Origin of the sequence: Candidatus Borkfalkia ceftriaxoniphila, from assembly GCF_004134775.1 — a bacterium.
Classification (GTDB): Bacteria; Bacillota; Clostridia; order Christensenellales; family Borkfalkiaceae; genus Borkfalkia; species Borkfalkia ceftriaxoniphila.
On record NZ_SDOZ01000002.1, the window covers coordinates 1,321,646 to 1,346,656 of the forward strand.

At 56.0% G+C, this 25,011-nt stretch carries 26 protein-coding genes; 23 read left to right on the plus strand and 3 right to left on the minus strand.

Annotated features, from left to right (window positions below; genetic code table 11):
* Positions 1 to 67 precede the first annotated feature (67 nt).
* From ESZ91_RS06205 to ESZ91_RS06245, 9 genes are all read left to right on the plus strand, one after another.
* On the plus strand, positions 68 to 943 hold the full coding sequence (locus ESZ91_RS06205; RefSeq protein WP_129225198.1) for a YicC/YloC family endoribonuclease: 876 nt from the start codon (positions 68 to 70) through the stop codon (positions 941 to 943).
* Between the two features lie 27 nt (positions 944 to 970).
* Positions 971 to 1,192: a DNA-directed RNA polymerase subunit omega gene (gene rpoZ, locus ESZ91_RS06210; protein ID WP_129225200.1), complete on the plus strand. Its 222-nt coding sequence runs from the start codon at positions 971 to 973 to the stop codon at positions 1,190 to 1,192.
* An 86-nt stretch (positions 1,193 to 1,278) separates the two neighbouring features.
* Entirely contained in the window at positions 1,279 to 3,447 is a 2,169-nt protein-coding gene (gene priA / locus ESZ91_RS06215; protein WP_129225202.1) for a replication restart helicase PriA, read from the plus strand.
* A gap of 35 nt (positions 3,448 to 3,482) precedes the next feature.
* On the plus strand, positions 3,483 to 3,941 hold the full coding sequence (gene def, locus ESZ91_RS06220) for a peptide deformylase (RefSeq protein WP_129225204.1): 459 nt from the start codon (positions 3,483 to 3,485) through the stop codon (positions 3,939 to 3,941).
* Positions 3,942 to 3,953: 12 nt separating this feature from the next.
* Positions 3,954 to 4,886 (plus strand): methionyl-tRNA formyltransferase, encoded by a 933-nt coding sequence (gene fmt, locus ESZ91_RS06225; protein ID WP_129225206.1) that lies wholly within the window; start codon positions 3,954 to 3,956, stop codon positions 4,884 to 4,886.
* A complete protein-coding gene (locus ESZ91_RS06230) occupies positions 4,883 to 6,115 on the plus strand; it encodes a transcription antitermination factor NusB (RefSeq protein WP_129225208.1) in 1,233 nt (410 codons plus the stop codon). Before fmt ends, ESZ91_RS06230 begins: the two co-directional genes overlap by 4 nt.
* On the plus strand, positions 6,112 to 7,185 hold the full coding sequence (gene rlmN, locus ESZ91_RS06235; RefSeq protein WP_129225209.1) for a 23S rRNA (adenine(2503)-C(2))-methyltransferase RlmN: 1,074 nt from the start codon (positions 6,112 to 6,114) through the stop codon (positions 7,183 to 7,185). Before ESZ91_RS06230 ends, rlmN begins: the two co-directional genes overlap by 4 nt.
* On the plus strand, positions 7,182 to 7,841 hold the full coding sequence (gene rpe, locus ESZ91_RS06240; RefSeq protein WP_129225211.1) for a ribulose-phosphate 3-epimerase: 660 nt from the start codon (positions 7,182 to 7,184) through the stop codon (positions 7,839 to 7,841). Before rlmN ends, rpe begins: the two co-directional genes overlap by 4 nt.
* Before the next feature lies 1 nt (position 7,842).
* The gene (locus ESZ91_RS06245) at positions 7,843 to 8,454 is read left to right on the plus strand and encodes a thiamine diphosphokinase (protein WP_129225213.1); all 612 of its coding nucleotides are present in this window, start codon (positions 7,843 to 7,845) and stop codon (positions 8,452 to 8,454) included.
* 180 nt (positions 8,455 to 8,634) lie between these two features.
* Here the strand turns inward: ESZ91_RS06245 and rpmB are convergent, their stop codons facing one another.
* Positions 8,635 to 8,823, minus strand: a complete 189-nt coding sequence (rpmB, locus tag ESZ91_RS06250) for a 50S ribosomal protein L28 (protein WP_129225215.1) — start codon at positions 8,821 to 8,823, stop codon at positions 8,635 to 8,637.
* A gap of 223 nt (positions 8,824 to 9,046) precedes the next feature.
* Here rpmB and ESZ91_RS06255 point away from each other — a divergent pair, with 223 nt between their 5' ends.
* From ESZ91_RS06255 to ESZ91_RS06315, 13 genes are all read left to right on the plus strand, one after another.
* A complete protein-coding gene (locus tag ESZ91_RS06255; protein WP_129225217.1) occupies positions 9,047 to 9,397 on the plus strand; it encodes an Asp23/Gls24 family envelope stress response protein in 351 nt (116 codons plus the stop codon).
* Between the two features lie 32 nt (positions 9,398 to 9,429).
* Positions 9,430 to 11,073, plus strand: coding sequence for a DAK2 domain-containing protein (locus ESZ91_RS06260; protein WP_129225219.1), 1,644 nt, complete (start codon positions 9,430 to 9,432; stop codon positions 11,071 to 11,073).
* Between the two features lie 57 nt (positions 11,074 to 11,130).
* Positions 11,131 to 13,137: an ATP-dependent DNA helicase RecG gene (gene recG / locus ESZ91_RS06265; protein ID WP_161971079.1), complete on the plus strand. Its 2,007-nt coding sequence runs from the start codon at positions 11,131 to 11,133 to the stop codon at positions 13,135 to 13,137.
* A gap of 64 nt (positions 13,138 to 13,201) precedes the next feature.
* The gene (gene hisZ, locus ESZ91_RS06270; RefSeq protein WP_129225223.1) at positions 13,202 to 14,374 is read left to right on the plus strand and encodes an ATP phosphoribosyltransferase regulatory subunit; all 1,173 of its coding nucleotides are present in this window, start codon (positions 13,202 to 13,204) and stop codon (positions 14,372 to 14,374) included.
* A complete protein-coding gene (gene hisG, locus ESZ91_RS06275; RefSeq protein WP_129225225.1) occupies positions 14,371 to 14,988 on the plus strand; it encodes an ATP phosphoribosyltransferase in 618 nt (205 codons plus the stop codon). The genes hisZ and hisG overlap by 4 nt, the downstream gene beginning before the upstream one ends.
* Before the next feature lie 10 nt (positions 14,989 to 14,998).
* A complete protein-coding gene (gene hisD, locus ESZ91_RS06280) occupies positions 14,999 to 16,273 on the plus strand; it encodes a histidinol dehydrogenase (RefSeq protein ID WP_129225227.1) in 1,275 nt (424 codons plus the stop codon).
* A gap of 1 nt (position 16,274) precedes the next feature.
* Positions 16,275 to 16,850 carry an imidazoleglycerol-phosphate dehydratase HisB gene (hisB, locus tag ESZ91_RS06285; protein ID WP_129225229.1) on the plus strand — a complete coding sequence of 192 codons (576 nt, stop codon included), beginning with the start codon at positions 16,275 to 16,277 and terminating at the stop codon, positions 16,848 to 16,850.
* Entirely contained in the window at positions 16,851 to 17,447 is a 597-nt protein-coding gene (gene hisH / locus ESZ91_RS06290; RefSeq protein ID WP_129225231.1) for an imidazole glycerol phosphate synthase subunit HisH, read from the plus strand. It abuts the gene before it with no gap.
* Positions 17,448 to 17,468: 21 nt separating this feature from the next.
* Positions 17,469 to 18,179, plus strand: coding sequence for a 1-(5-phosphoribosyl)-5-[(5-phosphoribosylamino)methylideneamino]imidazole-4-carboxamide isomerase (hisA, locus tag ESZ91_RS06295; RefSeq protein WP_129225233.1), 711 nt, complete (start codon positions 17,469 to 17,471; stop codon positions 18,177 to 18,179).
* A gap of 273 nt (positions 18,180 to 18,452) precedes the next feature.
* Complete coding sequence (gene hisF, locus ESZ91_RS06300) at positions 18,453 to 19,226, plus strand: imidazole glycerol phosphate synthase subunit HisF (RefSeq protein WP_129225236.1); 774 nt, start codon at positions 18,453 to 18,455, stop codon at positions 19,224 to 19,226.
* Positions 19,216 to 19,815, plus strand: coding sequence for a bifunctional phosphoribosyl-AMP cyclohydrolase/phosphoribosyl-ATP diphosphatase HisIE (hisIE, locus tag ESZ91_RS06305; RefSeq protein WP_129225238.1), 600 nt, complete (start codon positions 19,216 to 19,218; stop codon positions 19,813 to 19,815). Before hisF ends, hisIE begins: the two co-directional genes overlap by 11 nt.
* A gap of 13 nt (positions 19,816 to 19,828) precedes the next feature.
* The gene (locus ESZ91_RS06310) at positions 19,829 to 20,806 is read left to right on the plus strand and encodes an aldolase catalytic domain-containing protein (protein WP_129226270.1); all 978 of its coding nucleotides are present in this window, start codon (positions 19,829 to 19,831) and stop codon (positions 20,804 to 20,806) included.
* Between the two features lie 145 nt (positions 20,807 to 20,951).
* Complete coding sequence (locus tag ESZ91_RS06315; protein ID WP_129225240.1) at positions 20,952 to 21,965, plus strand: uroporphyrinogen decarboxylase family protein; 1,014 nt, start codon at positions 20,952 to 20,954, stop codon at positions 21,963 to 21,965.
* Between the two features lie 38 nt (positions 21,966 to 22,003).
* Here the strand turns inward: ESZ91_RS06315 and ESZ91_RS06320 are convergent, their stop codons facing one another.
* Positions 22,004 to 23,884 (minus strand): ABC-F family ATP-binding cassette domain-containing protein, encoded by a 1,881-nt coding sequence (locus tag ESZ91_RS06320; protein ID WP_129225242.1) that lies wholly within the window; start codon positions 23,882 to 23,884, stop codon positions 22,004 to 22,006.
* A 31-nt stretch (positions 23,885 to 23,915) separates the two neighbouring features.
* Between ESZ91_RS06320 and ESZ91_RS11820 the strand changes: the two genes are divergently transcribed.
* Positions 23,916 to 24,041, plus strand: a complete 126-nt coding sequence (locus ESZ91_RS11820) for a hypothetical protein (RefSeq protein WP_268878043.1) — start codon at positions 23,916 to 23,918, stop codon at positions 24,039 to 24,041.
* Between the two features lie 33 nt (positions 24,042 to 24,074).
* On the opposite strand, the gene ESZ91_RS06325 is transcribed toward ESZ91_RS11820, so the two are convergent.
* Complete coding sequence (locus tag ESZ91_RS06325; protein ID WP_129225244.1) at positions 24,075 to 24,932, minus strand: radical SAM protein; 858 nt, start codon at positions 24,930 to 24,932, stop codon at positions 24,075 to 24,077.
* Positions 24,933 to 25,011: the final 79 nt, after the last annotated feature.

The window sequence follows — 25,011 nt, forward strand, 5'->3', positions numbered from 1 at the left end:
TTTACTTGAATTTTTTTGCATATTTTGCTATAATACACACGAGAACGAAAAAGCGGGAGAGGACTCCATGTTCAGTATGACCGGCTTCGGCAAAGGCGAATACAAAGCGGACGGCATCGAGATTTCCGTCGAAGTGAAAACGGTGAACAACCGTTATCTGGACGTGGCGATCAAGAGCCCGAAAATTTTCAACGCTTACGAAGAGATCATCCGTTCCGCAGTGCGCGAAAGGATCACGCGCGGGCATCTGGACGTGTTCGTGAACTATATCGACAAGCGCGAACGGCCCAAGTCGCTGTACGTGGACGCGGGCGCCGCGTCGGGCTACTGCGCCGCCGCAAAAAAACTCAAAGATCTGTTTCCCGGCCTTGCGGACGACTTCACGCTCACGGCGCTCATGCGCTCGCCCGACGTCGTCAGGCAGGAAGAGACGCAGGGCGCGGACGAGGCGCTTTTGAACGCGCTGCAAGCCGCCCTTTGCAAGGCGCTCGACAATCTCAACGCCATGCGGAAAAAAGAGGGCGAAAAACTTTCCGACGACATGCTTTCGCGCATGGACGCGGTGGAAAAACTGGTCGACGAGATCTCCGCGCGCGCCCCCCTCGTTGCGGCGCAGTACAAGAGCAAACTGGAAGAGCGCATGAAGGAGATATTAAACGGCGCGGCTTACGACGAGGCGCGGCTTTTGACGGAAGTGGCGGTGTTTACCGACAAAGCCAACATCGACGAGGAGTTGACGCGCCTTCGTTCGCATATCGCGCAGTTCCGCAATATCTGCAGGGAAGAGCGCGTAGGGCGCAAACTGGATTTTTTGGTACAGGAATTCAACCGCGAATGCAACACCGTCTGCTCGAAGAGCAACGACTTGAAAGTGACCGATTGCGGTCTTGCCTTGAAAAACGAGATAGAAAAGATCCGCGAACAGGTACAGAACGTGGAATAAACAAAATGAAATTAGGAGTGGTATTTTATGATCAACGAACCTGCGGTAGATAAATTGGTGGAAAAACTGGGTACGAAGGAGCATCCCGCTTCACGCTACGAACTGTGCGTCGTGGTGGCGAAAAGGGCGCGCCAGGTCATCGACCAGGCACAGAATCAGGGCATCAAGGAACTGCCCGACAAGATGAAAGAGATCGCGTTTGCCTGCCGCGAGATCGAGAGCGGCAAACTCTCCCTGACGAGAGACTGAACGTTCAGTCCGCATTTCTGCGGAAAAAATCCCCTTGTTTGCTCCGTTTTCGATAGGCGGGGCATTCTGTTTTTTTACGGAGCGAAATGATAGCCGAAGTCATCGTGGACATCGCCCACAGCGAAGTGGACAAAATATTCGAATACCGCGCGGGCGAGAACGTGCGGGCGGGCAGCCGCGTCAAGGTTCCCTTTTCGCGCGGCGTCGCGGACGGATACGTGATGCGCCTCAAGGAAACCTCGGATTTTTCCGCGGACAGATTGAAAAATATCCTCTCCGTGGTCGACGAGATCCCCGTCCTAACCGAGGAATGTCTGCAACTCGCCTATTCGATCGCCGAACGCTATAAGTGCCCCAAGGCGCTCGTATTGAGGCTCTTTCTGCCCGCCGAAATGCGCAAAGGGGGCGTACGGGAACTTTATAAGAGCGTGGCGGTCTATCGAAAGGACTGCGAACTCTCCGCCCGCGCGAACAAACAGTTGTCGGCGCTGGAATTCATCCGCGAAAACGGGCGTTTCGATTATACTGCCCTGTGCGAAAAGTTCGGCCGCGCCGCCGTCAACGCGCTTGCGGAAAAGGGCGCGATCGCGCTGGAAAAACAGCGCGTCGCACGTTCGCCCTATAAAGACGTGGAGGGAGAACATGAGGAACGCGCCCTGACGGACGCGCAGAAAAAAACGGTGGAGGGCATTCTCGCCTCGAATAAGACGGTGCATCTCGTACACGGCGTGACGGGCAGCGGCAAGACGGAAATTTATCTCACCCTCATCAAAAAAATGCTGGAAGAGGGAAAGAGCGCAATCTTTCTGGTGCCTGAAATTTCACTTACGCCGCAGATGCTTTCCCAACTGCGGGCAAAGTTCGGTCACAGCGTGGCGATCATCCACAGCGGCCTTTCGGCGGGCGAAAAATTCGACGAATGGTGGCGTTTGAGGACGGGCGAGGCGAAGATCGCCGTCGGCGCGCGCAGCGCCGTATTCGCGCCCGTCGAAAACGTGGGCGCCATCGTCGTGGACGAAGAGCACGACGGCTCCTATGCGAGCGAAACCAATCCCCGCTATTCCACGTTCGAGATTGCAAAGTTCCGCGCCGAATACAACGGCGGAAAACTGATACTCGGCAGCGCCACCCCCTCGGTGGAAACGTACTTGCAGGCGAAAGAGGGAAAGTTCGGACTGTACGAACTGCCCGACCGCATCAACGCGCGGCCGCTTCCGGAGATCGTCACGGCGGATATGCGAAAAGAGGTGCGGCGGGGCAACAATACCCCGTTTTCGGCGGCGCTCCGCGAGGAGTTGGAAGATTGCCTTGCAAAGGGAAACCAGGCCATTTTATTTCTGAACCGCCGCGGCTTCGCGCAGAGCGTCATCTGCCGCGACTGCGGCTACGTCGCCAAGTGCGAGGCGTGCGACGTTTCGCTCACCTACCACAGCGACGAAAACGTGCTCAAATGCCATTACTGCGGCGCGTCGTACCATATGCTCTCCGCCTGTCCCGAATGCGGCGGCGTGCATTTGAACTACACGGGCACAGGCACGCAGAAAGTAGTGGGGGAACTGAAAAAGATCTTTCCCGAGGCGCGTATTTTGCGCATGGACAACGACACGACGGCGGGCAAGGAAGGGCACTTCAAAATTTTAAAGGCGTTTTCCGAGCGGCAGGCGGACATATTGGTCGGCACGCAGATGATCGCCAAAGGGCACGACTTTCCTTCCGTCACGCTCGTGGGGATTCTCGACGCGGACATGAGCCTGCATTTTTCCGATTACCGCAGCGGCGAGCGTACCTATCAGCTCATCACGCAGGTCGCGGGGCGCAGCGGCCGCGCGCGGGAAAAGGGTAAGGTGGTCTTGCAGACGTTCGATCCCGAAAATTATATCCTGCGCTACGCGGTAACGTACGATTACAAGGGATTTTTCGAACACGAAGTTTCCCTCAGAAAGGCGACCGCGTTTCCGCCCTTTGCAAAGATCGTGCGCGTGATGGTTTCCTCCGAAGAGGAGAAAAAGGCGCTCGAAGCGCTCAAAGAGGTATATTTCCCTCTCAAAGAACTGTTCGAAAGCAACCGCGAAAAATTTTTGTTTTTCAATAAAATGAAGGCGCCCATCAAGCGTATCCAGAATAAATTCCGCTTTCAGGTGCTGATGCGGATCGCGGACGAATCCCTTCTTCCGCAAATATACGAATGCGCAGCGGCGCATAAGAGAAAGGACGTTCTCGTCTACGTGGAAGAAAATCCCGCCAATCTCAGTTAAGTTGCGCGGAAATACATATGTAAAAGAGGAGCAAAATGGCAATCAGAAAAGTTGTGCAGGTAGGCGACGACGTCCTGCGTAAAAAATGTTTCGAAGTGACTTCGTTCGACGAAAAGTTGTGGATGCTTTTGGACGATCTCAAAGATACCGTAAAAAAAGAAGAGGGCGCGGGGCTCGCCGCGCCGCAGGTGGGTGTTTTGCGCCGCGCGGTGGTGGTGGACGTGGACGAAGGGTTTTTCGAGTTCGTCAATCCCGTCATCGTCGAATCGAGGGGCAGCCAGACGGGTTTCGAGGGTTGTCTGTCCGTGCGCGGAAAGCACGGCGTCGTCACCCGCCCCAACGTGGTCAAGGTAGAGTTTTTCGATCGGTACGGTAAAAAACAATCGCTCGTCGCAAAGGGCTTTTTCGCCCGCGCGGTGTGCCACGAACTCGACCATCTCGACGGCGTTCTCTATATCGACCGCGCCGAATTTGTGGAAGGCGCCAGGGATTAAAAAGGAGCGGCTATGAAACTCGTCTTTGCGGGCGCGCCCGAATTTTCGGTTCTGCCCTTGAAAAAAATTTTAGAGGAAGGTTACGAGGTGGCGGCAGTCGTCACCCAGCCAGACAAGCCCGTGGGGCGAAAGGCGATCGTTACGCCCACGCCGCTCAAAGTTTTCGCGCGCTCGCGCGGCATTCCCGTATTGGATTTTCCCAAGATCCGCGAACATATCGGGGAACTTGAAAGCCTGCGCGCCCATCTCATGGTGACCTGCGCGTACGGCCAGTTGCTCACCGAAAGCGTTCTGAACGCGTTTCCCGCGGGCGTCTATAATATCCACGCTTCCCTGCTCCCCAAATACCGCGGCGCGTCCCCCGTGGCCGCGTGTATTCTGAACGGGGAAACGGAAACGGGCATCACCGTCATGAAGACGGACGTCGGGCTGGATACGGGGGATATGCTGCTGCAAAAGAGTATCCCGATTGCCCCCGAGGATACGGCAGGCACGCTGTCCGAAAAACTTTCCGCGCTCGGCGCGGACTGCATCGTCGAGGCGCTCGCTCTTTTAAAGGGCGGCAAGGCTGTCTTGACGCCGCAGGATAACGATCGGGCGACGCTCGTGAAAAAAATCAAAAAGGAGCACGCGCGCATCGATTTTACCGAGGACGCGGCCGCGATCGTAAACCTCATCCGCGCCATGAACCCCGCGCCCGTCGCCTATACTTATCTTAACGGCAAGGCGCTCAACGTTTTTTTTGCGGAAACCGCCGAAGGGGAGGTAGGCGCCTCGGGCGAAGTGATCGCCGCGGATAAGAGAGGCATTCTGGTACGGGCGGGGAAAGGCGCGGTGCGCCTTCTGGAAGTGCAGGCGGAGGGCGGCAAGCGCATGCGCGCCGCCGACTTCGTCAACGGGCGCAAGATCGCCGTCGGCGACGTGCTGACGGGAGAAAACGCATGACGAATCCTTTCTGTGATCCCTATCTCGTCCTTTCCAAAGTTTACGGCGGCGGCGCGTATCTCAAACAGGCGCTCGCCGATACGCCGATGGAAGAGGCGAACCGCGCTCGTACGGTAAAAATATCTTACGGCGTTCTGGAAAACGACGGCTATTTCAACGACTGTATCCGCGCGTTCGCGCCCAAAAGCCCCAAACTTCCCGTGCGTATTCTGCTGAAAATCTCCCTCTATCTGCTGCTTTTTATGAACAAGCCCCGCTATATGATCACCGACAACGCGGTGGAATTGTGCAAAAAGTTGGGAAAGGGCGGCGCCGCGGGCTTTCTGAACGCATTTCTGCGCGCGTTCGACGCGGAAAAAGTGCCCGTGCCTGCGGATAAAATCGCGGTGCTCGCGCAAAAATATTCTTATCCCGCATACGCCGTCCGCCGCCTTTTGAAAGAGTACGGCGACGAGGCGGAAAAAATACTCGCGTTCCGAGAAAACAAAGCGTGCGTGCGTTTTGCCTGTTCCCAAGAGGAAGAAAACGTTTTGGCTCGGGGCGGGGAAAAGACGCCTTTCGACCATGTTTATCGCTTTTCCTCTTTCCGCCGCGGAGAGGGCTACGACGAGGGGAAATATACCTTTCAGTCAATCGGCTCAATCGCCGTCTGCGACGCTGTGGAACCCGCCGAACGCTTTTTGGACGCGTGCGCCGCGCCGGGCGGCAAGAGCGTGCTTCTGGCGGCAAAGTGCAGAGAAGTTACGGCGTTCGAACTGCATCCGCACCGCGTAAAACTCATCGGACAGTACGCCGCGCGCATGGGCGTAAACAACGTCACGGCAGTCTGCCGCGATTCGTCCGTGTTCGATCCCGCCTATGAAAACGCGTTCGGCGGCGTCCTGTGCGACGTGCCCTGCTCGGGTTTCGGCGTCGTCTGCGATAATCCCGATATCAAACTGTTCCGCACGGAAAAGAGCCTTACCGAACTTCCCGAAACGCAGTTCGCCATACTTTCCGCCTGTTCGCGCTACGTGAAAGAGGGCGGCGCGCTGTACTATTCCACGTGTTCGGTGTTCCGCGAAGAAAACGACAACGTGGTCGGGCGCTTTTTAAAGGAAAATCCCGCTTTTACCGCGGAAAAAATACATAGCCCGCTCGCGGGAAAGACAACGAGGTTCGGCGTGCAGTTTCTGCCCCATATCTCGTCGGGCGCGGGCTTTTACGTCGCAAAACTGAGGAAACGATGAAAGAGATTTTACAGGATCATTCCCTTTCCGAATTGCAAATTTTGATGGAAGAGTGGGGCGAGCGGAAGTTCCGCGCCGCGCAGATCTTCCGCGGGCTGATGCAGGGAAAGCGCGTTTCCGAACTATCCGAACTTTCCAAAACGCTGCGCGCGAAACTTTGCGAACGGTTTGAAGACGAGCCCGTGAAGATCCGCGAAACGTTCGTTTCGTCCGACGGCACGGAAAAGTATCTGTTTGAACTCGCGGACGGGAACATCGTCGAAGGCGTGTTGATGCGTTATAAATACGGCTGCACGCAGTGCGTTTCCACGCAGGTCGGCTGCCGCATGAACTGCGCTTTCTGCGCGTCGGGCTTAAACGGGCTGGTGCGCGATTTGACGGGCGGCGAAATTTTGTCGCAGGTGCTCGCCGTCAACGCGCGCCGCGGCGGCACGCTCGAAAAGCGCGCCGTCACCAACGTCGTGCTCATGGGCAGCGGCGAGCCGCTCGACAATTACGCAAATACCGTGAAGTTTCTCAGAAACGTCACGGCGGAGGGCGGCATCTGTATCAGCGCGCGCAACATCAGCCTTTCCACCTGCGGGCTCGTGCCGAAAATGTACGAACTCGCCGAGGAAAATCTGCCCGTCAATCTGACCGTGTCGCTGCACTCGCCGCTCGACGAGGAGCGCAAAAAGATCATGCCCGTGGCGAACGCGTATAAGATCGAAGATATTTTAAAGGCGTGCGCCTATTATTTCGAAAAGACGGGGCGGCGGTATATTTTCGAATATTCGCTCATAGACGGCGAAAACGCGGACAAGCGCCACGCGGAACTTTTGGCGGAACTTTTAAAGGGCAGGCCATGCCACGTCAATCTCATCCGCCTCAACGAAGTCAAGGAAAAACGTCTTTCGTCCGTTTCGGAAAAGGAAGCGTACCGTTTTTTGGGGATATTGGAAAAGAGCGGGCTTTCCGCCACCCTGCGCCGCCAGATCGGCGCGGACATCGGCGGCGCCTGCGGCCAACTTCGCGCGAAAAGACTGCGCGAAGTGCAAGATGACCAAAGCGACACAAAGGAGTTACAATGAAACACATCCAGATCGCGCCTTCCATTCTATCGGCGGATTTTTCCGCGATGGGGCAGGCGGTGGAAACTTTACAGCAAGCGGGCGCCGATTTGATCCATTGCGACGTGATGGACGGCAGTTTCGTGCCCAATATCACTTTCGGGCATCACATGGTGCGCGATATCAGAAAACATACTTCGCTGCCGCTCGACGTGCACCTGATGATCGAGCGGCCCGAACGGCACGTGGAAAACTTTATCAAAGCGGGGGCGGATATCGTCACCGTACATCACGAGGCGTGCGGCGCATCGCTCAAAGACGTGCTGCGCCTCATTCGCTCTCTGGGCGCGAAGTGCGGCGCCGTCATCAATCCCGATACGCCCCTTTCCGCCGTGTACGGCGTGCTCGAAGAGGTGGATATGCTGCTCGTCATGAGCGTATTTCCTGGCTACGGCGGACAGAAATTCATTCCGCACGTGCTGGAAAAAACGCGGGAGGCGCGCGCGATCTTCGATCGCTGCAATCCCGATGCCGACGTGGAGATCGACGGCGGCGTGAATTTGCAGAACTGCGGCGGGATCGTCGCGGCGGGCGTCAATATTTTGGTGGCGGGCAATACGGTCTTTTGTTCCGACGATATGGAGGGGACCATCGCCGCGCTGAAAAGAGGAAAATAAGTTGAAAGGCATTCTTTTACTAAACGGCGAGCCGCCCGAAGAAAAGATCCGCGTGGAGAAAGACGATTTCGTCGCCTGCTGCGACGGCGCGTACCGCTGGGCAATGGAAAAAGCGGGGCGCGTAGACCTTCTGACGGGCGATTTCGATTCTTTGGGTTACGTGCCCGAAAACGGCGTCAGATACCCCGAAGAAAAAAACTTTACCGACGGCGAACTCGCGCTGGAAAAACTGCTGGAAGCGGGACTGAAAGAAATTTCCATCTACGGCGGAGGCGGCGGCAGGGAAGACCATCTCTGGGGCAATATCCAGTTGCTGTACGCGGCGCGGCTTCGCGGCGCGCACGCGGTGATGTACACGAAAACGAGCGAAATTTCCTGCGAGAGCGGGCGTTTCCCGATCCGCGGCTGTAAAGGCAGGACGTTCAGCCTCGCACCCGTGGGATACGAGGCGCATATAATGGAGAGTAGCGGGGTAAAGTATCCGCTTACCGACTTGACCCTGCTGGCGGGGAGCTGCCGCGGCGTGAGCAACGTCGCACTTTCCGACGAGGCGGAAATCTTTTGCGACGGCGGCGCGCTTTTCGTATTTAAAATCGTGAGCGGAAAGGAGTGAACGTCATTTGAGGATCATCTGTATCAAACCGCCCCTCGTCATACGAAAAGTTTTAAGAGTCTTTGTGCGCAAGTAAAACAAGGGGGCTCCCGAACGGGAACCCCCTTGTTTTTGCGAATACGGAAAAAAGCCCGCTCTCGGAAAACCGAAGGCGGGCGAAAAGTTCAAAATCAAAAACGGTTACGCTCTTTCGACTTTGTCGCTCTTCAAGCAGCGCGCACAGACGTAAGCGGACTCGACTTTGCCGTCCTTTACGATCTTTACTTTCTGTACGTTGGCTTTGAAAGTTCTTCTCGTTTTGCGGTTACTGTGGCTCACGTTGTTACCCGCACTCTGCCCCTTCTGACAAACGACGCAAACTCTTGACATATCAAACACCTCCACGGTAAATAATCATGATAAACAGCGCGAAACCGCGCTATGCCCGAAACGAGCATTGTTATCTTATCAAAATATCCGAAAAAAAGCAATTATTTTTACGGCGTTTTGCGCAAAAATTATGAAAAATAAAAAAATGTATTGTCCGCGTTCGTATTTTTCTTGCAAATTATGTGAAAATAGTTTAAAATAGCAGTGATACAGGAGTGTTATTATGTCAGTAAAAACGAGCAATGCTTACGGCAATATTTCCATATCCGACATGGCCATCGCCAAAGTCGCCTCGCAGGCGGCTTTAGAGTGCTACGGAATTGTCGAAACCGTGTCGCGCCGTTTTACGGACAGCCTCTCCGAGTTATTCAATAAAAAGACGCAGGGGCGGGGCGTGAAAGTCACGACGAGCGGGGACAGGATCTATATCGACGTGTACGTCATTATAAAATTCGGAGTCTCCATCAACGCCGTCGCCGAATCTTTGAAAGAGAGCGTCAAATACAGAGTCGAGAAATTTACGGGTATGATAGTTGACACGGTCAACGTAAATATTATCGGGGTCAGACTGTAATTCTGTCCCGGATCTAAGGAGATTGCTTTTTCATGCCGAAAACGATTAACAGCGCCGAGTTCCGCAAAATGATTATTTCGGGAGCGCGCGTGCTTGAAATAAACAGAGCGAAAGTAGATTCATTGAACGTATTCCCCGTCCCCGACGGCGATACGGGGACCAATATGTCTTTGACCATACAATCGGCGGTCAAAGAACTCGGTCTATGCTCGTCCAATCGTCTGCCCGAACTTTGCGACGCGGTCGCCAAGGGCGCCTTGAAAGGGGCGCGCGGCAATTCGGGCGTCATTTTGTCCCAGTTGTTTCGCGGGATCTGTTCGGAAATCAAAAAGTACGACGAGATCACCATCAAAGCGTTCGCCAAGGCTATGGAATGCGGCACGCAGGTCGCTTACGGCGCGGTGTCCAAGCCCAAGGAAGGCACAATGCTCACCGTGGCGCGCCTGATGAGCGAGTTTGCCAAACAGGCGGCTCCCAGATACAAAGAATTCAACGCGTTTTTGGACGCGGTCATCAAAAAGGGCGAAGAGGCGCTCGCCAAGACGCCCGAACTTCTGCCCGTATTGAAAAAAGCAGGCGTCGTGGACTCGGGCGGCATGGGGCTTTTGTGCGTGTACCGCGGATTTTTGTCCGTTCTCAACGGCGAAGAGGTGGACGAGTCCGCCGTATACGAACCCGAAACTTCCGATTCGGAAGACGCGTTCGGCGACAATTCGGATATCGTCAATCTCGATCTAGGCGAAATTGAATTCGCCTACTGCACGGAATTTTTCATCATCAACCTCAAAAAACAGACGACGCTCGCGGACATAGACAAACTCAAAGAAAAACTGATGACCATCGGCGATTCCGTCATCTGCATCGGCGATCTGGAACTCGTGAAAGTGCACGTGCACACCAATAATCCCGGGCTCGCGCTCTCTTCGGCGGTGGAACTCGGCGAACTCGACAGAGTGAAGATCGAGAACATGCTCGAACAGAACAGGGCGCTCCGCGCCAAGCGCGAGGCGGAGAAAAAGGAAATGGGTATGCTCGCCATCTGCGCAGGCGACGGGCTTTCGGAAATATTCAAAGATCTTCTGGTAGACCGCGTAATCGAGGGCGGGCAGACAATGAACCCCAGCGCGAGCGACATTGCGGACGCGGTGCAGAGGATCAACGCGGAGCACGTGTTCGTGTTCCCCAACAATAAAAACATCATTTTAGCGGCGGAACAGGCGAAAGCGCTCGTGACCAACCGCACGATACACGTCATCCCCACGAAAAACGTGCCGCAGGGCTTTGCGGCGGCGCTCGCGTTCAACCCCGACAGTTCCAGCGAGGAGAACAAGACGGACATGATCCACTCGATGGACAACGTCAAGGCGGGACAAGTCACCTACGCCGTGCGTTCGACCAGCCTGAACGGGTTCCAACTCAAGGAAGGGGATATCATCGGGTTGGACGACAAAAAAATTCTTTCCAAGGGCGACACCGTGGACGACACGGTCTTGACGCTGTTGGAAAAACTGAAAGACGGCACCCACGAGATCATCACGCTGTACTTCGGCAAGGACGTTGCGGAAGAGGATGCGGAGGCGCTCGCGGCAAAGGTTTCCGAACGGTTTCCCGATTGCGACGTCGATTATCATTACGGCGGGCAGCCCATCTATTATTATCTGGTATCTTTGGAATAGGAAAAAGCAGCGGGGAGTTTTATGCGCCCCGCTTTTGATTTTTTTGGGACCGAAAAAATGAAACTGACCGAATTGAAGGGGATCTCCGACAAACGCGCGAAAGACCTCAACAAACTCAATATATTTACGGCGGAAGACATGGCGCGCTTTTATCCGCGCGCATATCTCGATCTGACGACGACCTCGCGCCTGTCCGCGTGCTATCACAACGACGTGGTGCTCGTTTCCTGCCGCGTTTCGTCCGCGCCGCAGACGGTTTCCACGGGGCGCCGCTCCTTTGTCAAAGTGTGGTGCGAAAACGACGGCGAGCCCTTTTCCGCCGTCTGGTTCAACGCGCCCTACGTGCGCGACAAACTGAAAAGCGGCGGGGAATACCTCTTTTACGGCCGCGTGCAGAACAAGTACGGCGCGCCCTCCATGGTCAATCCCACGTTCGAGCCGCTGGAACGAAATTACAGGCTCAAGGGCATCGTGCCCGTGTACCCCTTGCGGGGCTCGCTTTCCCAGCGCGCCGTGCGCGACGCGGTGGCGGACGCGCTCAGAAAAGTCGCGCTCGTTTCCGCGATCCCGCCTGCCGTTCGGAAAAAGTATGCGCTTTCCGATCTGAAAAAAGCGTATTCCGACATTCATAATCCCGTGACGTTTGCGGACAAGGACGCGGCTGCGGAACGCATCGCTTTGGAAGAATATTTTATCCTCATCTCCGCATTCAAGGTCATCAAAGGCGGCAAGGACGACGCGCGCGTGCTGCGCTATACGTGCACGAGAGAGCAGGTCGAAACATTCTGCGCCCGTTTTCCCTTCCCCCTGACGGAGGGGCAGAAACGCGCCGTGGACGATATTTACGAAAACGTGCATTCGCCCAACCGCATGAACCGCCTGTTGCAGGGCGACGTGGGCAGCGGAAAGACCGCGGTCGCGATCTGCGGCATCTATATGGCGCTCGCGAGCGGGTATCAGGCGGCGATGCTCGCGCCCACGGAAGTGCTCGCCGAGCAGAATTATCAGTTGATTTGCCGCTATCTTCCCGAGTTCCGCGCGGGATTTTTGAGCGGTTCTTCCTCCGCGAAGGAAAAAAAGAGCGTCAAAGCCGCCCTCGCGGCGGGAGAACTCGACGTCGTGTGCGGCACGCACGCCGTCTTGCAGGACGACGTGGAATTCGCCTCGCTCGCCCTGTGCGTGTGCGACGAGCAGCACCGTTTCGGCGTGGCGCAGAGGAGTGCGCTTTCGGAAAAGGGCGCGGGCGCGGATATGCTCGTCATGAGCGCCACGCCCATTCCCCGCACCCTCTCGCTCATCTTTTACGGCGATCTCGACATCACCGAGATCAAGGATAAGCCCAAGGCGCGCGCGCCTGTGACCACGGCGATCGTTCCCTCGCGCAAGTACGACGATATGCTCGCCTACGTGGGAAGAGAGGCGAAGGCGGGCAATCAGAGTTATTTCGTCTGTCCCAAGATCGAGGAGGACGAGGAGGGCTCGGTCATGAGCGTGACCGAACTTTTCGACGAACTGAAAAACCGCCTGCCTTCGGTCAGGTTCGCCCTTCTGCACGGCAAGATGAAGGATAAAGAAAAGGCGGAGATCATGCAAAACTTCAAGGCAAAAAAGTTCGACTGCCTGGTTTCCACCACAGTCATCGAAGTAGGGGTGGACGTGCCCGACGCCACCATCATGATCGTCTACAACGCCGAGCGGTTCGGGCTTTCCCAGTTGCACCAACTGCGCGGACGCGTGGGGCGGGGCAGCAAACAGAGTTACTGTTTCCTTCTTTTGGGCGCGGACGGCGAGGAGGCGCGCGCGCGGCTCGCCGTATTAAAAAACAACACGGACGGATTCAAGATCGCGGAATACGATCTGGAAATGCGCGGCAGCGGCGATTTTCTCGGCACGCGCCAGAGCGGCAAGTTCATCAACGAGATACGCAACCTGCGCTATCCGCCCTCGGTCATCTTTACGGCGAAAAAACTTTCCGACGAGGCGTTCGAGGCGGGCGGCGTAGAAGCGCTCGCGGCGCTCGCGCTCAAAAAATACAGCGGATTGAAGGACGTTGTGCTCAATTAGCATTGACGAATTGCTGTAAAAATGATAAAATGTATTCACGATTTTTTGTGTAAGGAAAGAAAGAATGAATTACGTCAAACTCCCGCAGGGCGTGCGGGACAGCCTCGAAAGAGAGTGCTACAACGTCAACCGCGTCAAGGAGGCGCTGCGCCGCGAATTTCTGCTTTCGGGCTATGAATTCGTTCAGACGGCGGGACTGGAATATTTCGACACGTACGCGGGCATCAAAAGCCCCATTCCGCAGTCGAAAATGTTTAAAATGACCGATAAGGACGGCAATCTCATCGTTCTGCGCCCCGATATGACGTTGGCGGTCGCGCGCATCGCGGCGACGAAAATGACCGCGCCGAGCGCGAAACTCTGCTATTTTTCCGACATTTACGATTTTTCCGCGTCGGGCAATTCCTACCGCGAAGTATCGCAGGCGGGCGTGGAAGTGTTCGGCTCGGACGGCGCGTTCGCGGACGCGCAACTCGTCGCGTTCGCCATCGACTGCCTTGCCGCCGCGGGCGTGGAAAATTTCATCATCGACGTGGGGCACGTCGGCTTTTTCAAGGGACTTTTGGAGGGCAGCGGGCTGTCCGCCGAGGAGGCGGAGGAAGTGCGCGGCTACGTCAACGCGAAGGACGCCATCAATACCGAACTTTCCTTGAAAAAATACAACGCAAACGGGCGCGCGCTCGGCGCGATTCTGGCGCTCCCGTCGCTGTTCGGCGGCGTGGAAGTTTTGGCAGAGGCGGAAAAACTCACTGAAAATCCCGCCGCGCTGTCCGCGCTCACGCGACTCAAAGAGGTGTACGCGTATCTTTGCGAAATGGGCTATGAAAAATACGTTTCGTTCGATCTCGGGACCGTGAAGAGCCTCGATTACTATTCGGGCATCGTGTTCACGGGTCTTGCCGCGGGCGTGGGCGCGCCGCTACTTTCGGGCGGGCGCTACGACGGCCTCGCCGCGGAGTTCGGCAGGGGCGTTTCCGCCATCGGTTTCGCGATCGGCTTGAAGCGCGTTCTCGCTGCTCTGGAAGAGGCGGGAAAGACAATAGACGTTCCCGAACCCGCAATCACCGTCATCTGCCGCAAGGGGGGCGAAGCGAACGGCTACGCCGCCTATCGGAAGTATGTGAAAGAGGGCGCGAGTTGCGATTTGTTGCCCGAAGGCGCGGCGTCGGAAGAGATCTTGAGATCGCGCGGCGGCGAAAAGTTCGAGGCGACGGCGGGAGGTTTGCAAAAATTATGATCAACGTGGCTCTCGCCAAGGGGCGGCTCGCGGAAAAGTGCGCGGATATCTTTATCAAGTGCGGCATCCGCGCGGAAATTTTAAAGGAAGAAACGCGCAAACTCGTTTTGGAAACGGCGGACAAAAAGTTCAAGTTCTTTTTCGTCAAGCCGTCGGACGTGCCCACCTATGTGGAATACGGCATCGCGGATATCGGCATCGTGGGCAAAGACACACTGCTCGAAGCCGGGTGCGATCTGTACGAAATGCTCGATCTGGGCTTTGAAAAATGCAAACTGTGCGTGGCGGGTTTTCCCGAGAACGAAAAAAAGGCTGGCGCGCATTTGCGGGTTGCGACCAAATACGTGAATACCGCCAAGCGCCTGTATTTCAGCCGCGGCGAGGACGTGGAGATCATTAAACTCAACGGCTCCATCGAGTTAGCGCCGCTCACGGGGCTATCGGACGTGATCTTCGATATCGTGCAGTCGGGCGGCACGCTGCGCGCCAACGGGCTGGAAGTTCTGGAAGAGGTGTTCGATATTTCCGCGCGGCTCATTGCCAATAAAGTGAGTTTAAAGACCAAAGCGGACGAAATTTTGCCCCTCATCGGCGAAATGAAAAAATATGTTTGACAGGTAGTTTATGAAGATATACGCGAACGCGGACGAGGCGGAAGAGATCCTCGTGCGCGGAAAATTCGACGACGCGGCGAAAGTTGCGGCGGTAAAAGAGATCGTGCGCGACGTGCAAAAGCGCGGGGATAAGGCGCTTTTTGCCTATGCGGAAAAATTCGACGGCAGCGTTCTTACCGCCGATACCGTGCGCGTGAGCGAAAAAGAATATCAAAACGCTTATAAAGAGGTGAGCGAAGATTTTCTCGTTTCCCTGAAAAAAGCGGTGAAAAACGTGTACGATTATCACGCGCGCAATCCCTTGCAATCGGATATCCGCACCGAAAACGGCAGAACGACGGGCTATGTTGTGCGGCCCGTGCGGCGGGCGGGCATTTACGTGCCCGGCGGCACGGCGCCCCTGTCCAGTTCTGTTTTAATGGGCGTCCTTCCCGCGAAAGCGGCGGGCGTAAAGGAAATTTACGCGGTTACGCCAGCCAAAGGCGGCAAGGTCGATCCCGCCGTGCTGGTGGCGGCAAAGGAATGCGGCGTCACTGCGCTGTTCAAAGCGGGCGGCGCGCAGGCGATCGCCGCGCTCGCCTACGGCACGGAAAGCATTCCCAAGGCGGACGTCATCGCGGGTCCGGGCAATATCTTCGTCACGCTTGCGAAAAAGGAAGTGTACGGCGACGTGGGGATCGACATGCTCGCGGGGCCGAGCGAAATTTTGATCATCGCCGACGGGCGGCAGAAGGAAAAATTCGTCGCGGCGGACGTATTATCGCAGGCGGAACACGACTGCCTTTCCCGCGCCATCGTTCTGACCGACGATGCCGCGTTCGCAGAAAGGCTCTGCGAAGAGGTGGAGCGCCAGATCGAATTTCTCCCGCGCAAAGACATCGCGCGCGCATCGCTGGAAAACGGCGGCGGCGTGATTCTGGTGGAAGATATGCGCGCGGCGTGCGAACTCGCCAACGAGATCGCCCCCGAGCATCTGGAGATCGCCGCCGAAAACGCGGACGAACTTTTGGAATCGATCGACTGCGCGGGCGCGGTGTTTCTGGGAAGTTGCACGCCCGAACCCGTGGGCGATTATTTCGCGGGACCCGACCATATCCTTCCCACGGGCGGAACGGCGAAATTTTTTCAGGTGCTCAACCAGGATCTGTTCCTGCGCAAGATGAGCGTCATCAAATTCGACGAAAGGGCGATCAGAGAGGACGGCGCGGACATCGTTCGTCTCGCGGAAAGCGAGGGACTGCGCGCGCACGCAAATGCCGTCCGCGTGCGTTTGGAGGAAAAATAGCATGAGAACAGCGGAAATTTCGCGTAAAACCAAAGAAACGGAAATCGTTTTGAAACTCGATCTCGACGGCGCGGGCGCGCACGAAATAGACACGGGCGTCGGCTTTTTCAACCATATGCTGGAACTGTTTGCCGTCCATGCGAACGTCGGTCTGAAAGTTCTCTGTCACGGCGATACGGACGTGGATTTTCACCACAGCGTGGAAGATATCGGCATCTGTCTCGGGCAGGCGTTCAAAGAGGCGCTCGGCGATAAGCGCGGCATCGCGCGCTTTGCCGACCGCGTCATACCCATGGACGAATGCGCAGCGCTCGTCGCGCTGGATATCGGCGGCAGGCCTTTCCTCAATTTCGAGGATAAACTTTCGGGCAAGATAGGCGAGTTCGACGCGGAACTCGTGGAAGAATTCATGCGCGCGTTTTGTTTCAATGCGGGCGTCAATCTCTATATGAAACTGTTAAAGCGCGGCAACGCGCATCACGAGGCTGAAAGCCTGTTCAAAGCGTTCGCAAGGTGCGTGCGCGACGCCGTCGCGGTTTCGGGCACCGAGATCCCCTCGTCCAAAGGGGTGCTGTAAGTGTTCGGCATCGTCGATTACGGCATGGGCAATCTCCGCTCCGTGCAGAAAGCGCTGGAATTCATCGGCGAAACGGCGATCGTTTCGGGCGATCCCGAACTTTTGGACGGGTGCGAAAAACTCATTTTGCCGGGCGTCGGCTCTTTCGGCGCGGGCATGCGCGAAATGCGCCGCACGGGGCTGGATACATACGTCAAAGAGCGCGCCGTAAACACTAAAATACTGGGTATCTGCCTCGGCATGCAGTTTTTGCTGGAAGTCAGTTACGAGGACGGGCGCAACGAGGGCTTGGGGCTGATCCCGGGCGAGGTCGTGCGTTTCGAAGAGGGAAAAATACCGCAGATCGGCTGGAATAGCGTAACGCGGCTGAGAACGCCGCTGTTTGCGGGCATTGCGGAGGGCACGCAGTTTTATTTCGTGCACAGTTACCGCGCCAAAACCGAAGAGTGGTTCGCCGCGGCGATGACGGAATACTACGTCGAATATCCCTCGGCGATATGTTACGGCAACGTGTACGGCGTGCAGTTCCATCCCGAAAAGAGCGGGGAAGCGGGACTGAAACTATTGAAAAATTTTGCGAAAATTCAAGATAATTGAAATCAAAGGGGGACACAATTAATGATCTTATTTCCTGCAATCGACATTCTGGACGGAAGGGCGGTGCGCCTGAAACACGGCGACAAGTCGCAGGCGACGGTGTACGGAGAACCGCTCGACTTTGCGGAAATGTGGGCGGAAGCGGGCGCGGAGTATCTGCACGTGGTTGATCTTTCGGGCGCGTTTTCGGGCGAGAGCGGCATCGACGATGTGATCCGCGAGATCAAATCGAAATTCGGCATTCCCATTGAGAGCGGCGGCGGCCTTCGCAGCATCGAGGATATCGAGCGGCGGCTGGACGCGGGCGCGGACCGCGTCATCATCGGCACCATGGCAATCTGCCATCCCGACGAATTCGCCTTGGCGGTCTATAAATTCGGCAATAAAATCGTGGCGGGCATCGACGCGAAGGACGGCTATTTCGCCGTGAGCGGCTGGACGGAGCAGACGGACGTGAAGGCGGTCGATTTCGGCAAAAAGGTGCGCCGCATGGGTCTGGAATACGCGCTGTTCACGGATATTTCCAAGGACGGCGTGCTCGGCGGCGCCAACGTGGAGGCGACCGTGAACATGAGCCGTGAAACGGGTCTCAACGTCATCGCGTCGGGCGGCGTGTCCACCCTGGACGATATCGTCAGATTGAAAGAGAGCGGCATATACGGCGCGGTGCTCGGCCGCGCGATCTACGACGGCGCGCTCGATCTTTCCGAAGCCATCCGCGCCGCGAAATAAAAAGATGGACGAATAATTTCGTGAATATAAAATAATTCTCGCAAGCAAAACCGCGTTTTTGCGCAGCGAACCTCAATTTGCGCGTAAAGCGCTTTGGGAAAAAGAGTGAATGCGAAAATTGTGATAATAAGAGAGCCGTAACGAATTTTCACAGAGAGAAAAACGCCGCAGAAATGCGCGAGTAGCGCATGAACGGCGGTTGTCGCTCAAAACTTACGGAAATTTGTTCGTCTCTTTCGAACAAATTTCGTGAACAAAAATATAGGAGTTTCTATGCTGTGTAAACGCATCATACCCTGCCTCGATATCGACAAGGGGCGCGTGGTGAAGGGCGTCAATTTCGTCGATCTCGTCGACGCGGGCGATCCCGTGGAAACGGCGAAAGCGTACGATCGGATCGGTGCGGACGAGATCGTCTTTCTGGATATCACCGCCAGTTGCGAAAACCGCGCCACGGCGTACGATATCATCCGCCGCGCGAGCGAGCAGGTATTCATACCGCTCACGGTGGGCGGCGGCATCCGTACGGCGGAGGACTTCCGCGCCATGCTCTCGGCGGGTGCGGACAAGATCGCCGTCAATTCCGCGGCGATCGGAAACCCTTCGCTGATCGGCGAAGCGGCGCAGAAATTCGGCTCGCAATGCGTGGTTCTGGCTGTGGACGCGAAGAAAAACGAAAAGGGCGGCTGGGACGTGTACCGCAACGGCGGCCGCGTGAATACGGGGCTGGACGCGATCGAATGGATCCGCCGCGCCGAAAAACTTGGCGCGGGCGAAGTGCTTTTGACCAGCATGGACCGCGACGGCACGAAGGCGGGCTACGATCTGGAACTCACCCGCGCGGCGGCGGAGGCAGTCAATATTCCCGTCATCGCCTCGGGCGGCGCGGGGAATATGCGCGATTTTTACGACGTGTTCCTCGAGGGAAAGGCGGACGCGGCGCTCGCGGCATCGCTCTTCCATTTCGGGGAGATCGAGATGCGCGCGCTTAAACAATATCTGAAAGACGCGGGCATCCGCGTGAGGACGGTGGAAGATGCAACTTAAATTTGACGAAAAAGGGCTCATATGCGCCGTCGCGCAAGACTGCGAGAGCGGCGAAGTGCTCATGCAGGCTTATATGAATCTCGAAGCATACGAAAAGACGCTGGAAACGGGCTATGCGCACTATTACAGCCGCTCGCGGCAAAAACTCTGGAAAAAGGGAGAGGAGAGCGGGCATTTGCAGGAGGTCGTTTCCGTTTCCCTCGATTGCGACGGCGACTGCGTTCTGCTGCGCGTGCGTCAGACGGGCGCCGCCTGTCATACGGGAAATTATTCCTGTTTTTTCAACACCGTAAAAGAGGGCGGCGCGGGCGCGGAAATGCTCGGACGGCTCCAACGCGTCGTGGAAGACCGCCGCGATCGCCCCGAAGAGGGCTCCTACACCTGCTACCTGTTTGAAAAAGGCGTGGACAAGATCGCCAAAAAGACGGGCGAAGAGGCGGTGGAATTGGTCATCGCCGCAAAAAACGGCGACAAGGAAGAGATCGTGGGCGAATGCGCCGACCTTTTCTATCACACGCTCGTCCTGCTTGCAAACGCGGGCGTGAAACTTTCGGACGTATGCGCCGAACTCGAAGAAAGACATTCTTAAAGGATAAAGTATGATGCAGAGAAAAGGCTCGCTCCTCTCTTTCCGGGAGGATATACAGGTGCTCGACGCGACGCTGCGCGACGGCGGGCTCGTGAACGATTTCCGTTTCGGCGACGATTTCGCCAAAGCGCTCTATCAAATGAATCTCGCCGCGGGCGTGGATTACATGGAATTCGGCTATAAAGCGTCGAAAAAATCCTTCGATACTTCCAAATTCGGGAAATATAAGTTCTGCGACGAAGAGGATATCCGCGCGGTGGTGGGCGACAACGATACGCCGCTGAAAATTTCCGTCATGGCGGACGTGGGGCGCACCGACTACGAAACGGACATCATCGAGGCTAAGGACAGCGTCATCGACATGGTGCGCGTGGCGACTTATCTGAACGAGATTCCCGCCGCGGTGCGCATGGTGGAATACTGCGCCGCCAAGGGTTACGAAACGTGCGTCAACGTGATGGCGGTTTCCAAGGCGCGGGAGGAAGAAATTTCTTCGGCGCTGGAAATTCTGGGCGAAAGCCCCGTAAACGTCATCTATATCGTGGACAGTTACGGTTCGCTCTACCCCGAACAGATCGCCAAACTCACGCTTTCCTACCTCGAAGCGGGCGAAAAATACAAAAAGATCATCGGCATGCACGCGCACAACAACCAGCAGTTGGCGTTCGGCAACACCATCGAGGCGGCGAGTTGGGGCGCGAGCCTTCTGGACGCGACCGTCAACGGCATGGGGCGCGGCGCGGGAAACTGCGCAATGGAACTTTTGCTCGGCTTTCTGAAAAATCCCAAATACCGCATCGAGCCCGTTTTGCAATTCATCACCGACTATATGCTGCCGTTGAAAGATCAGGGCGTGGTGTGGGGGTACGATATCCCGTACCTTCTGACGGGACGTTTGAACGAACACCCGAACGCCGCCATCCGCTGCGTCCGCGAAAAGAATACCGACTATGCCGCGTTTCACCGCGCGCTGCTCGATAAAGAATGCTGACATAGAGCGCTTGCCCGAAAGGGATAAGCGCTTTTTTTCTGCAACTGTGCAAAATATTGATGTTTTTCAGCAAGAGTTTATCTTGTTTCGGCGGTTTTTTCATGTTAAAATAGAGGCACAAACCAAGATTAGGAAGGTAACGTATATGAATATGTATCAATGGATCGAAGATCTGAAAAACGCCAAAGTCAAAAAGTCCATGCCCATTCTCTCGTTTCCCGGCACGCAGCTCATAGGGGCGACCGTGCGTGACGTGTGCACGAACAGCGATCTGCAGGCGGATATGATGAAGGCGGTCGCGGACCGCGCGCCCACGCTCGCCGCGGTGGGGCTGATGGACTTAAGCGTCGAGGCGGAATGTTTCGGCTCGAACGTCGTGAAAAATCCCGACGATATCCCCACCATCCACGATCCGCTGATCACCGACCTTTCCACGGTCTCCGAACTCAAAGTGCCCGAAGTGGGAGCGGCGCGCAGCGGGCTGTATATCGAGGGCATCGAAAAACTTTTGAAACGCGTGACCGACCGCCCCGTATTCGCGGGCTGCGTGGGACCGTTCTCGCTGGCGGGGCGTCTGACCGACGTTTCCGAGGCGATGATCCTGTGCTACGAAGATCCCGACAATATGAAGATCCTGCTCGAAAAATGCACGGAATTTTTGATCAAATACGCCAAAGAATATAAAAAGATCGGCGCGAACGGCATCATCATGGCGGAGCCTTTGGCGGGCGTGCTTTCGCCCGATCTGGCGGCGGAATTCTCCGAGCCGTACGTCCGCGCGGTGGTCGAAGCGGTGCAGGATCAGAACTTTATCGTCGTCTACCATAACTGCGGCAACGCGGCGGACAGAATGATCCCTTCTATCCTGCGCACGGGCTGCAAGGCGTATCACTTCGGCAACGCCGTGGATATGCGCAACATTTTGCCGCAATTCCCCGAAAACACGATCGCGATGGGCAATATCGACCCCGTGAGCGCCTTCAAGGACGGAACGCCCGAACTCATGCGCGAGCGAGTTCTCACGCTGATGAACGATATGTGCGAAAAATATCCCAATTTCGTCATTTCCAGCGGCTGCGACATTCCCGCCGCTTCCAAATGGGAAAACGTGGACGCCTACTTTGCGGCGATCGACGAATATTATAAGTCCAAATCATAAAATAAGAGCGCTTTCCGAGAAGGAAAGCGCTCTTTTGATCACAGCAGCGTTTCGTATTCTTTGTATAACCCGTCGCACAATGCGTGCAGTTCGTCCAGCCGCGCGCATTTTTCCGTTAAAAGTTTGTAGTCGGCGGCGACCTCGGGGCGGGCGATCTCCCCGTTCAGCGCCGCGATCTCCTCTTCGGTGCGGGAAATGGAGATTTCCACCTCTTTGAGCCGCGCCTTTTTGCGGGCGTCCTCCGCGCGGTCCGCCTTGGAGCGGTAGGAGGGCGTCTGCGCCGTCTTTTTTGCCGCTGCGGCCGCCTCTTCGGCGCGCGCGGCCTGCGCCTTCTTGCGGGTGTTAAACTCGTCGTACGAGCCTTTGAACGCCGTCACGCGCCCGTTCTCGATCTCCAGAACGTGGTCTGCGAGATTCTGGATAAAATATCGGTCGTGCGAAACGAACAGGAGCGTGCCTTCGAATGCGCGGAGCGCCGCTTCCAGGCTTTCGCGCGCCGCCAGGTCGAGGTGGTTGGTCGGCTCGTCGAGAATGAGGAAGTTCGCGTTCTCCGCCTGCAATAAAACGAGGGAGAGTTTCGCGCGCTCGCCGCCCGAAAGCGACTTGACTTTTTTGTCTACGTCCTCCTCGGAGAGTTTCGCGCGCGCCAAAAGATTGCGCGCCTGCGTCTGCGAAAGGGCGGTGTGTTTGAACCACAGGGCGCCGAGCACCGTATCCTCGCCGTCGAGATTTGCGTTTTCCTGGTCGTAATAGCCTATTTTCACGAACCTTCCCCACTTTACGGCGGGGTGGGTCTTTTTCAGAAGTTCGCGGATCAGCGTGCTCTTTCCCGTACCGTTTTCGCCCACAACGGCGAATTTTTCCCCGCGCCGCACTTCGAACGCCGCGTCGGTAAAGAGCCGTTTGCCGCCCGCTTCCAGCGTCAGCCCGTTCACCGAAAGGGAAAGTTCCTCGCTGCGCTCGCCGAAGGTGAAGGAAAATACGGGCGGTTTGGGCGGCGGCAAGGGCCTTTCCAGCATCGTCATGTTTTCCAGTTTTTTCACGCGCGACTGCGCGCTCTTTGCGGTAGTGGCGCGCACAATATTTTTGTCGATGTATTCTTTGAGGGACGCGATCTCTTCCTGCTGGCGCTCGTATTCTTTCAGTTCGTATTCGTATTTTTCCGCTTTCAAAATTTTATATTTGGAATAATTGCCGCGGAACGTTGTCAGGCGGTTGTTTTCCAACTCGAAGATCTTTTTGACCGTCTTGTCGAGAAAATACCTGTCATGCGACACGGTGAACACCGCGCCCCTGTAATCCTGCAAGTATTCTTCCAGCCAGAACAGGGTGGAAACGTCGAGGTGGTTTGTCGGCTCGTCCAAAAACAGAATTTCGGGTTGTTCCAGAAGCAGGCGGCACAGTTTGAGTCGCGTCTTTTCCCCGCCCGACATGGTATTGATGACCTGATCGTGCATCTTTTCGAAACCCATGCCGCCGAGTACGGTGCGTATTTTCACCTCCGCGTTGTAGCCGTCCTCCGCGGCGATCAGTTTGTTGAGCCGCTCGTAGCGCGCGGCGATCGCTGCGTATTCGCGGCTGCCGAAAGGCGTTTTTGCCATTTCGTGTTCGAGCGAACGCAGTTCGCCGATCGCCGAAAAGACGCGCGAAAAGACCGAGCGCATTTCCTCGAACACCGTCTTGTCGCTGTCAAAGCCGCCGTTCTGTTCCAGATAGCCGATTTTTAAATTGCTCTTGGTGAGGATCCTGCCCTCGTCGGGCAAAAGATCGCGCGTCAGAAGTTTCAAAAGGGTGGTCTTGCCCTCGCCGTTGCCCCCGATCAGCCCGATGCGCTCGCCCTCGTTCACCGTAAAAGAGACGTTTTCCAATATTCGTTTGTCGTCGTAGCCGAAGCAGACGTTTTCGCAAGTGATCAACATATTTTTCCTTCCGTTGCCGCATACTTTCGTTATGCGAACAGTATCTTATCGTAAAATCCGCGAGTTGGAAGCAAAACTCGCCGCGGCGCCGCCCGCAAAGGTCGCGCCGCTCGTTCGGAAACTTGTCCGTTATAAGGACGATTTCATCAACAATTAGCCCGTATGGACCGCAAAACATATGTGCGGCGGCTCAGAAATCCCAATCGGGGATGTACTTTTCGTCCGCCGACGAAAGTTGCTGCAAAAAAATGCGGTCGGAATTCTGCGCGCAGACAAGATTTGCGACTTTGTCGTATTCGCGCCGCGTGATGCGGCGATTGAGTTCGGGAAACGCAGCAATATCGCCGTAGGGCGTGTACTGTCCCATCAGCGAAAAGTACGCGTCGCCCGTATGCGCGAAAAACCATCTGACGATTTCCAGGCTGTCGTTCGAGCACAGCGGCAGGATGAGATGCCGCACGATACACCCCGAAAACATTTTGCCCGCCCGCATGTCGAGCGGCTTTTCCATCATAAATTCCACCGCGCGCGAGGCGTATTCGAAATAGTTTGCCTTGCCCGTATACCGCAGCGAAATTTTCGGCGAAAAATATTTGAGGTCGGGAAGATACACGTCGATAAAGGGATCTATCGCGCGCAGCGCTTCTATTTTTTCGTAAGAATGGGTGTTGTACACCACGGGGATCTTCGGGCGGTACAGCGCGAACGCCTTTAATATCTGCGGGATATAATGCCCAGCGGTCACGAGATTGATATTTTCCGCGCCCCGCTCTTCGAGTTCCTGAAAAATGGCTGCGAGATCTTTGGCGCCGATCTCTTTGCCGCGCAAATTCCGCGAAAGTTCGAAATTCTGGCAGAAGGCGCACCGAAGGGAACAGCCGCAGAAAAAAATTGCGCCCGAACCGTTTCGGTACGAAATACACGGTTCCTCGTAAAAGTGGAGCCCGTACTTGGCGATTTTCATTTGATTGCCTCCGCCGCACGCGCCGTCTTCCGTTTTGCGGTCGGCGCCGCACGAGACGGGGCACAGACTGCATCCCGTTTCCATAAATAAAAGTGTATCATATTTAATTCGGAATTGTAAAGCGTTGACAATTCGTTTGAAAAAATATATACTGAAAGGGTAT

Coding starts and splice junctions, on each gene's coding strand:
- ESZ91_RS06205 (WP_129225198.1), top strand. CDS start 68: ATGTTCAGTATGACCGGCTTCGGCAAAGGCGAATACAAAGCGGACGGC.
- rpoZ (WP_129225200.1), top strand. CDS start 971: ATGATCAACGAACCTGCGGTAGATAAATTGGTGGAAAAACTGGGTACG.
- priA (WP_129225202.1), top strand. CDS start 1,279: ATGATAGCCGAAGTCATCGTGGACATCGCCCACAGCGAAGTGGACAAA.
- def (WP_129225204.1), top strand. CDS start 3,483: ATGGCAATCAGAAAAGTTGTGCAGGTAGGCGACGACGTCCTGCGTAAA.
- fmt (WP_129225206.1), top strand. CDS start 3,954: ATGAAACTCGTCTTTGCGGGCGCGCCCGAATTTTCGGTTCTGCCCTTG.
- ESZ91_RS06230 (WP_129225208.1), top strand. CDS start 4,883: ATGACGAATCCTTTCTGTGATCCCTATCTCGTCCTTTCCAAAGTTTAC.
- rlmN (WP_129225209.1), top strand. CDS start 6,112: ATGAAAGAGATTTTACAGGATCATTCCCTTTCCGAATTGCAAATTTTG.
- rpe (WP_129225211.1), top strand. CDS start 7,182: ATGAAACACATCCAGATCGCGCCTTCCATTCTATCGGCGGATTTTTCC.
- rpmB (WP_129225215.1), bottom strand. CDS start 8,823: ATGTCAAGAGTTTGCGTCGTTTGTCAGAAGGGGCAGAGTGCGGGTAAC.
- ESZ91_RS06255 (WP_129225217.1), top strand. CDS start 9,047: ATGTCAGTAAAAACGAGCAATGCTTACGGCAATATTTCCATATCCGAC.
- ESZ91_RS06260 (WP_129225219.1), top strand. CDS start 9,430: ATGCCGAAAACGATTAACAGCGCCGAGTTCCGCAAAATGATTATTTCG.
- recG (WP_161971079.1), top strand. CDS start 11,131: ATGAAACTGACCGAATTGAAGGGGATCTCCGACAAACGCGCGAAAGAC.
- hisZ (WP_129225223.1), top strand. CDS start 13,202: ATGAATTACGTCAAACTCCCGCAGGGCGTGCGGGACAGCCTCGAAAGA.
- hisG (WP_129225225.1), top strand. CDS start 14,371: ATGATCAACGTGGCTCTCGCCAAGGGGCGGCTCGCGGAAAAGTGCGCG.
- hisD (WP_129225227.1), top strand. CDS start 14,999: ATGAAGATATACGCGAACGCGGACGAGGCGGAAGAGATCCTCGTGCGC.
- hisB (WP_129225229.1), top strand. CDS start 16,275: ATGAGAACAGCGGAAATTTCGCGTAAAACCAAAGAAACGGAAATCGTT.
- hisA (WP_129225233.1), top strand. CDS start 17,469: ATGATCTTATTTCCTGCAATCGACATTCTGGACGGAAGGGCGGTGCGC.
- hisF (WP_129225236.1), top strand. CDS start 18,453: ATGCTGTGTAAACGCATCATACCCTGCCTCGATATCGACAAGGGGCGC.
- hisIE (WP_129225238.1), top strand. CDS start 19,216: ATGCAACTTAAATTTGACGAAAAAGGGCTCATATGCGCCGTCGCGCAA.
- ESZ91_RS06310 (WP_129226270.1), top strand. CDS start 19,829: ATGCAGAGAAAAGGCTCGCTCCTCTCTTTCCGGGAGGATATACAGGTG.
- ESZ91_RS06315 (WP_129225240.1), top strand. CDS start 20,952: ATGAATATGTATCAATGGATCGAAGATCTGAAAAACGCCAAAGTCAAA.
- ESZ91_RS06320 (WP_129225242.1), bottom strand. CDS start 23,884: ATGTTGATCACTTGCGAAAACGTCTGCTTCGGCTACGACGACAAACGA.
- ESZ91_RS11820 (WP_268878043.1), top strand. CDS start 23,916: ATGCGAACAGTATCTTATCGTAAAATCCGCGAGTTGGAAGCAAAACTC.
- ESZ91_RS06325 (WP_129225244.1), bottom strand. CDS start 24,932: ATGGAAACGGGATGCAGTCTGTGCCCCGTCTCGTGCGGCGCCGACCGC.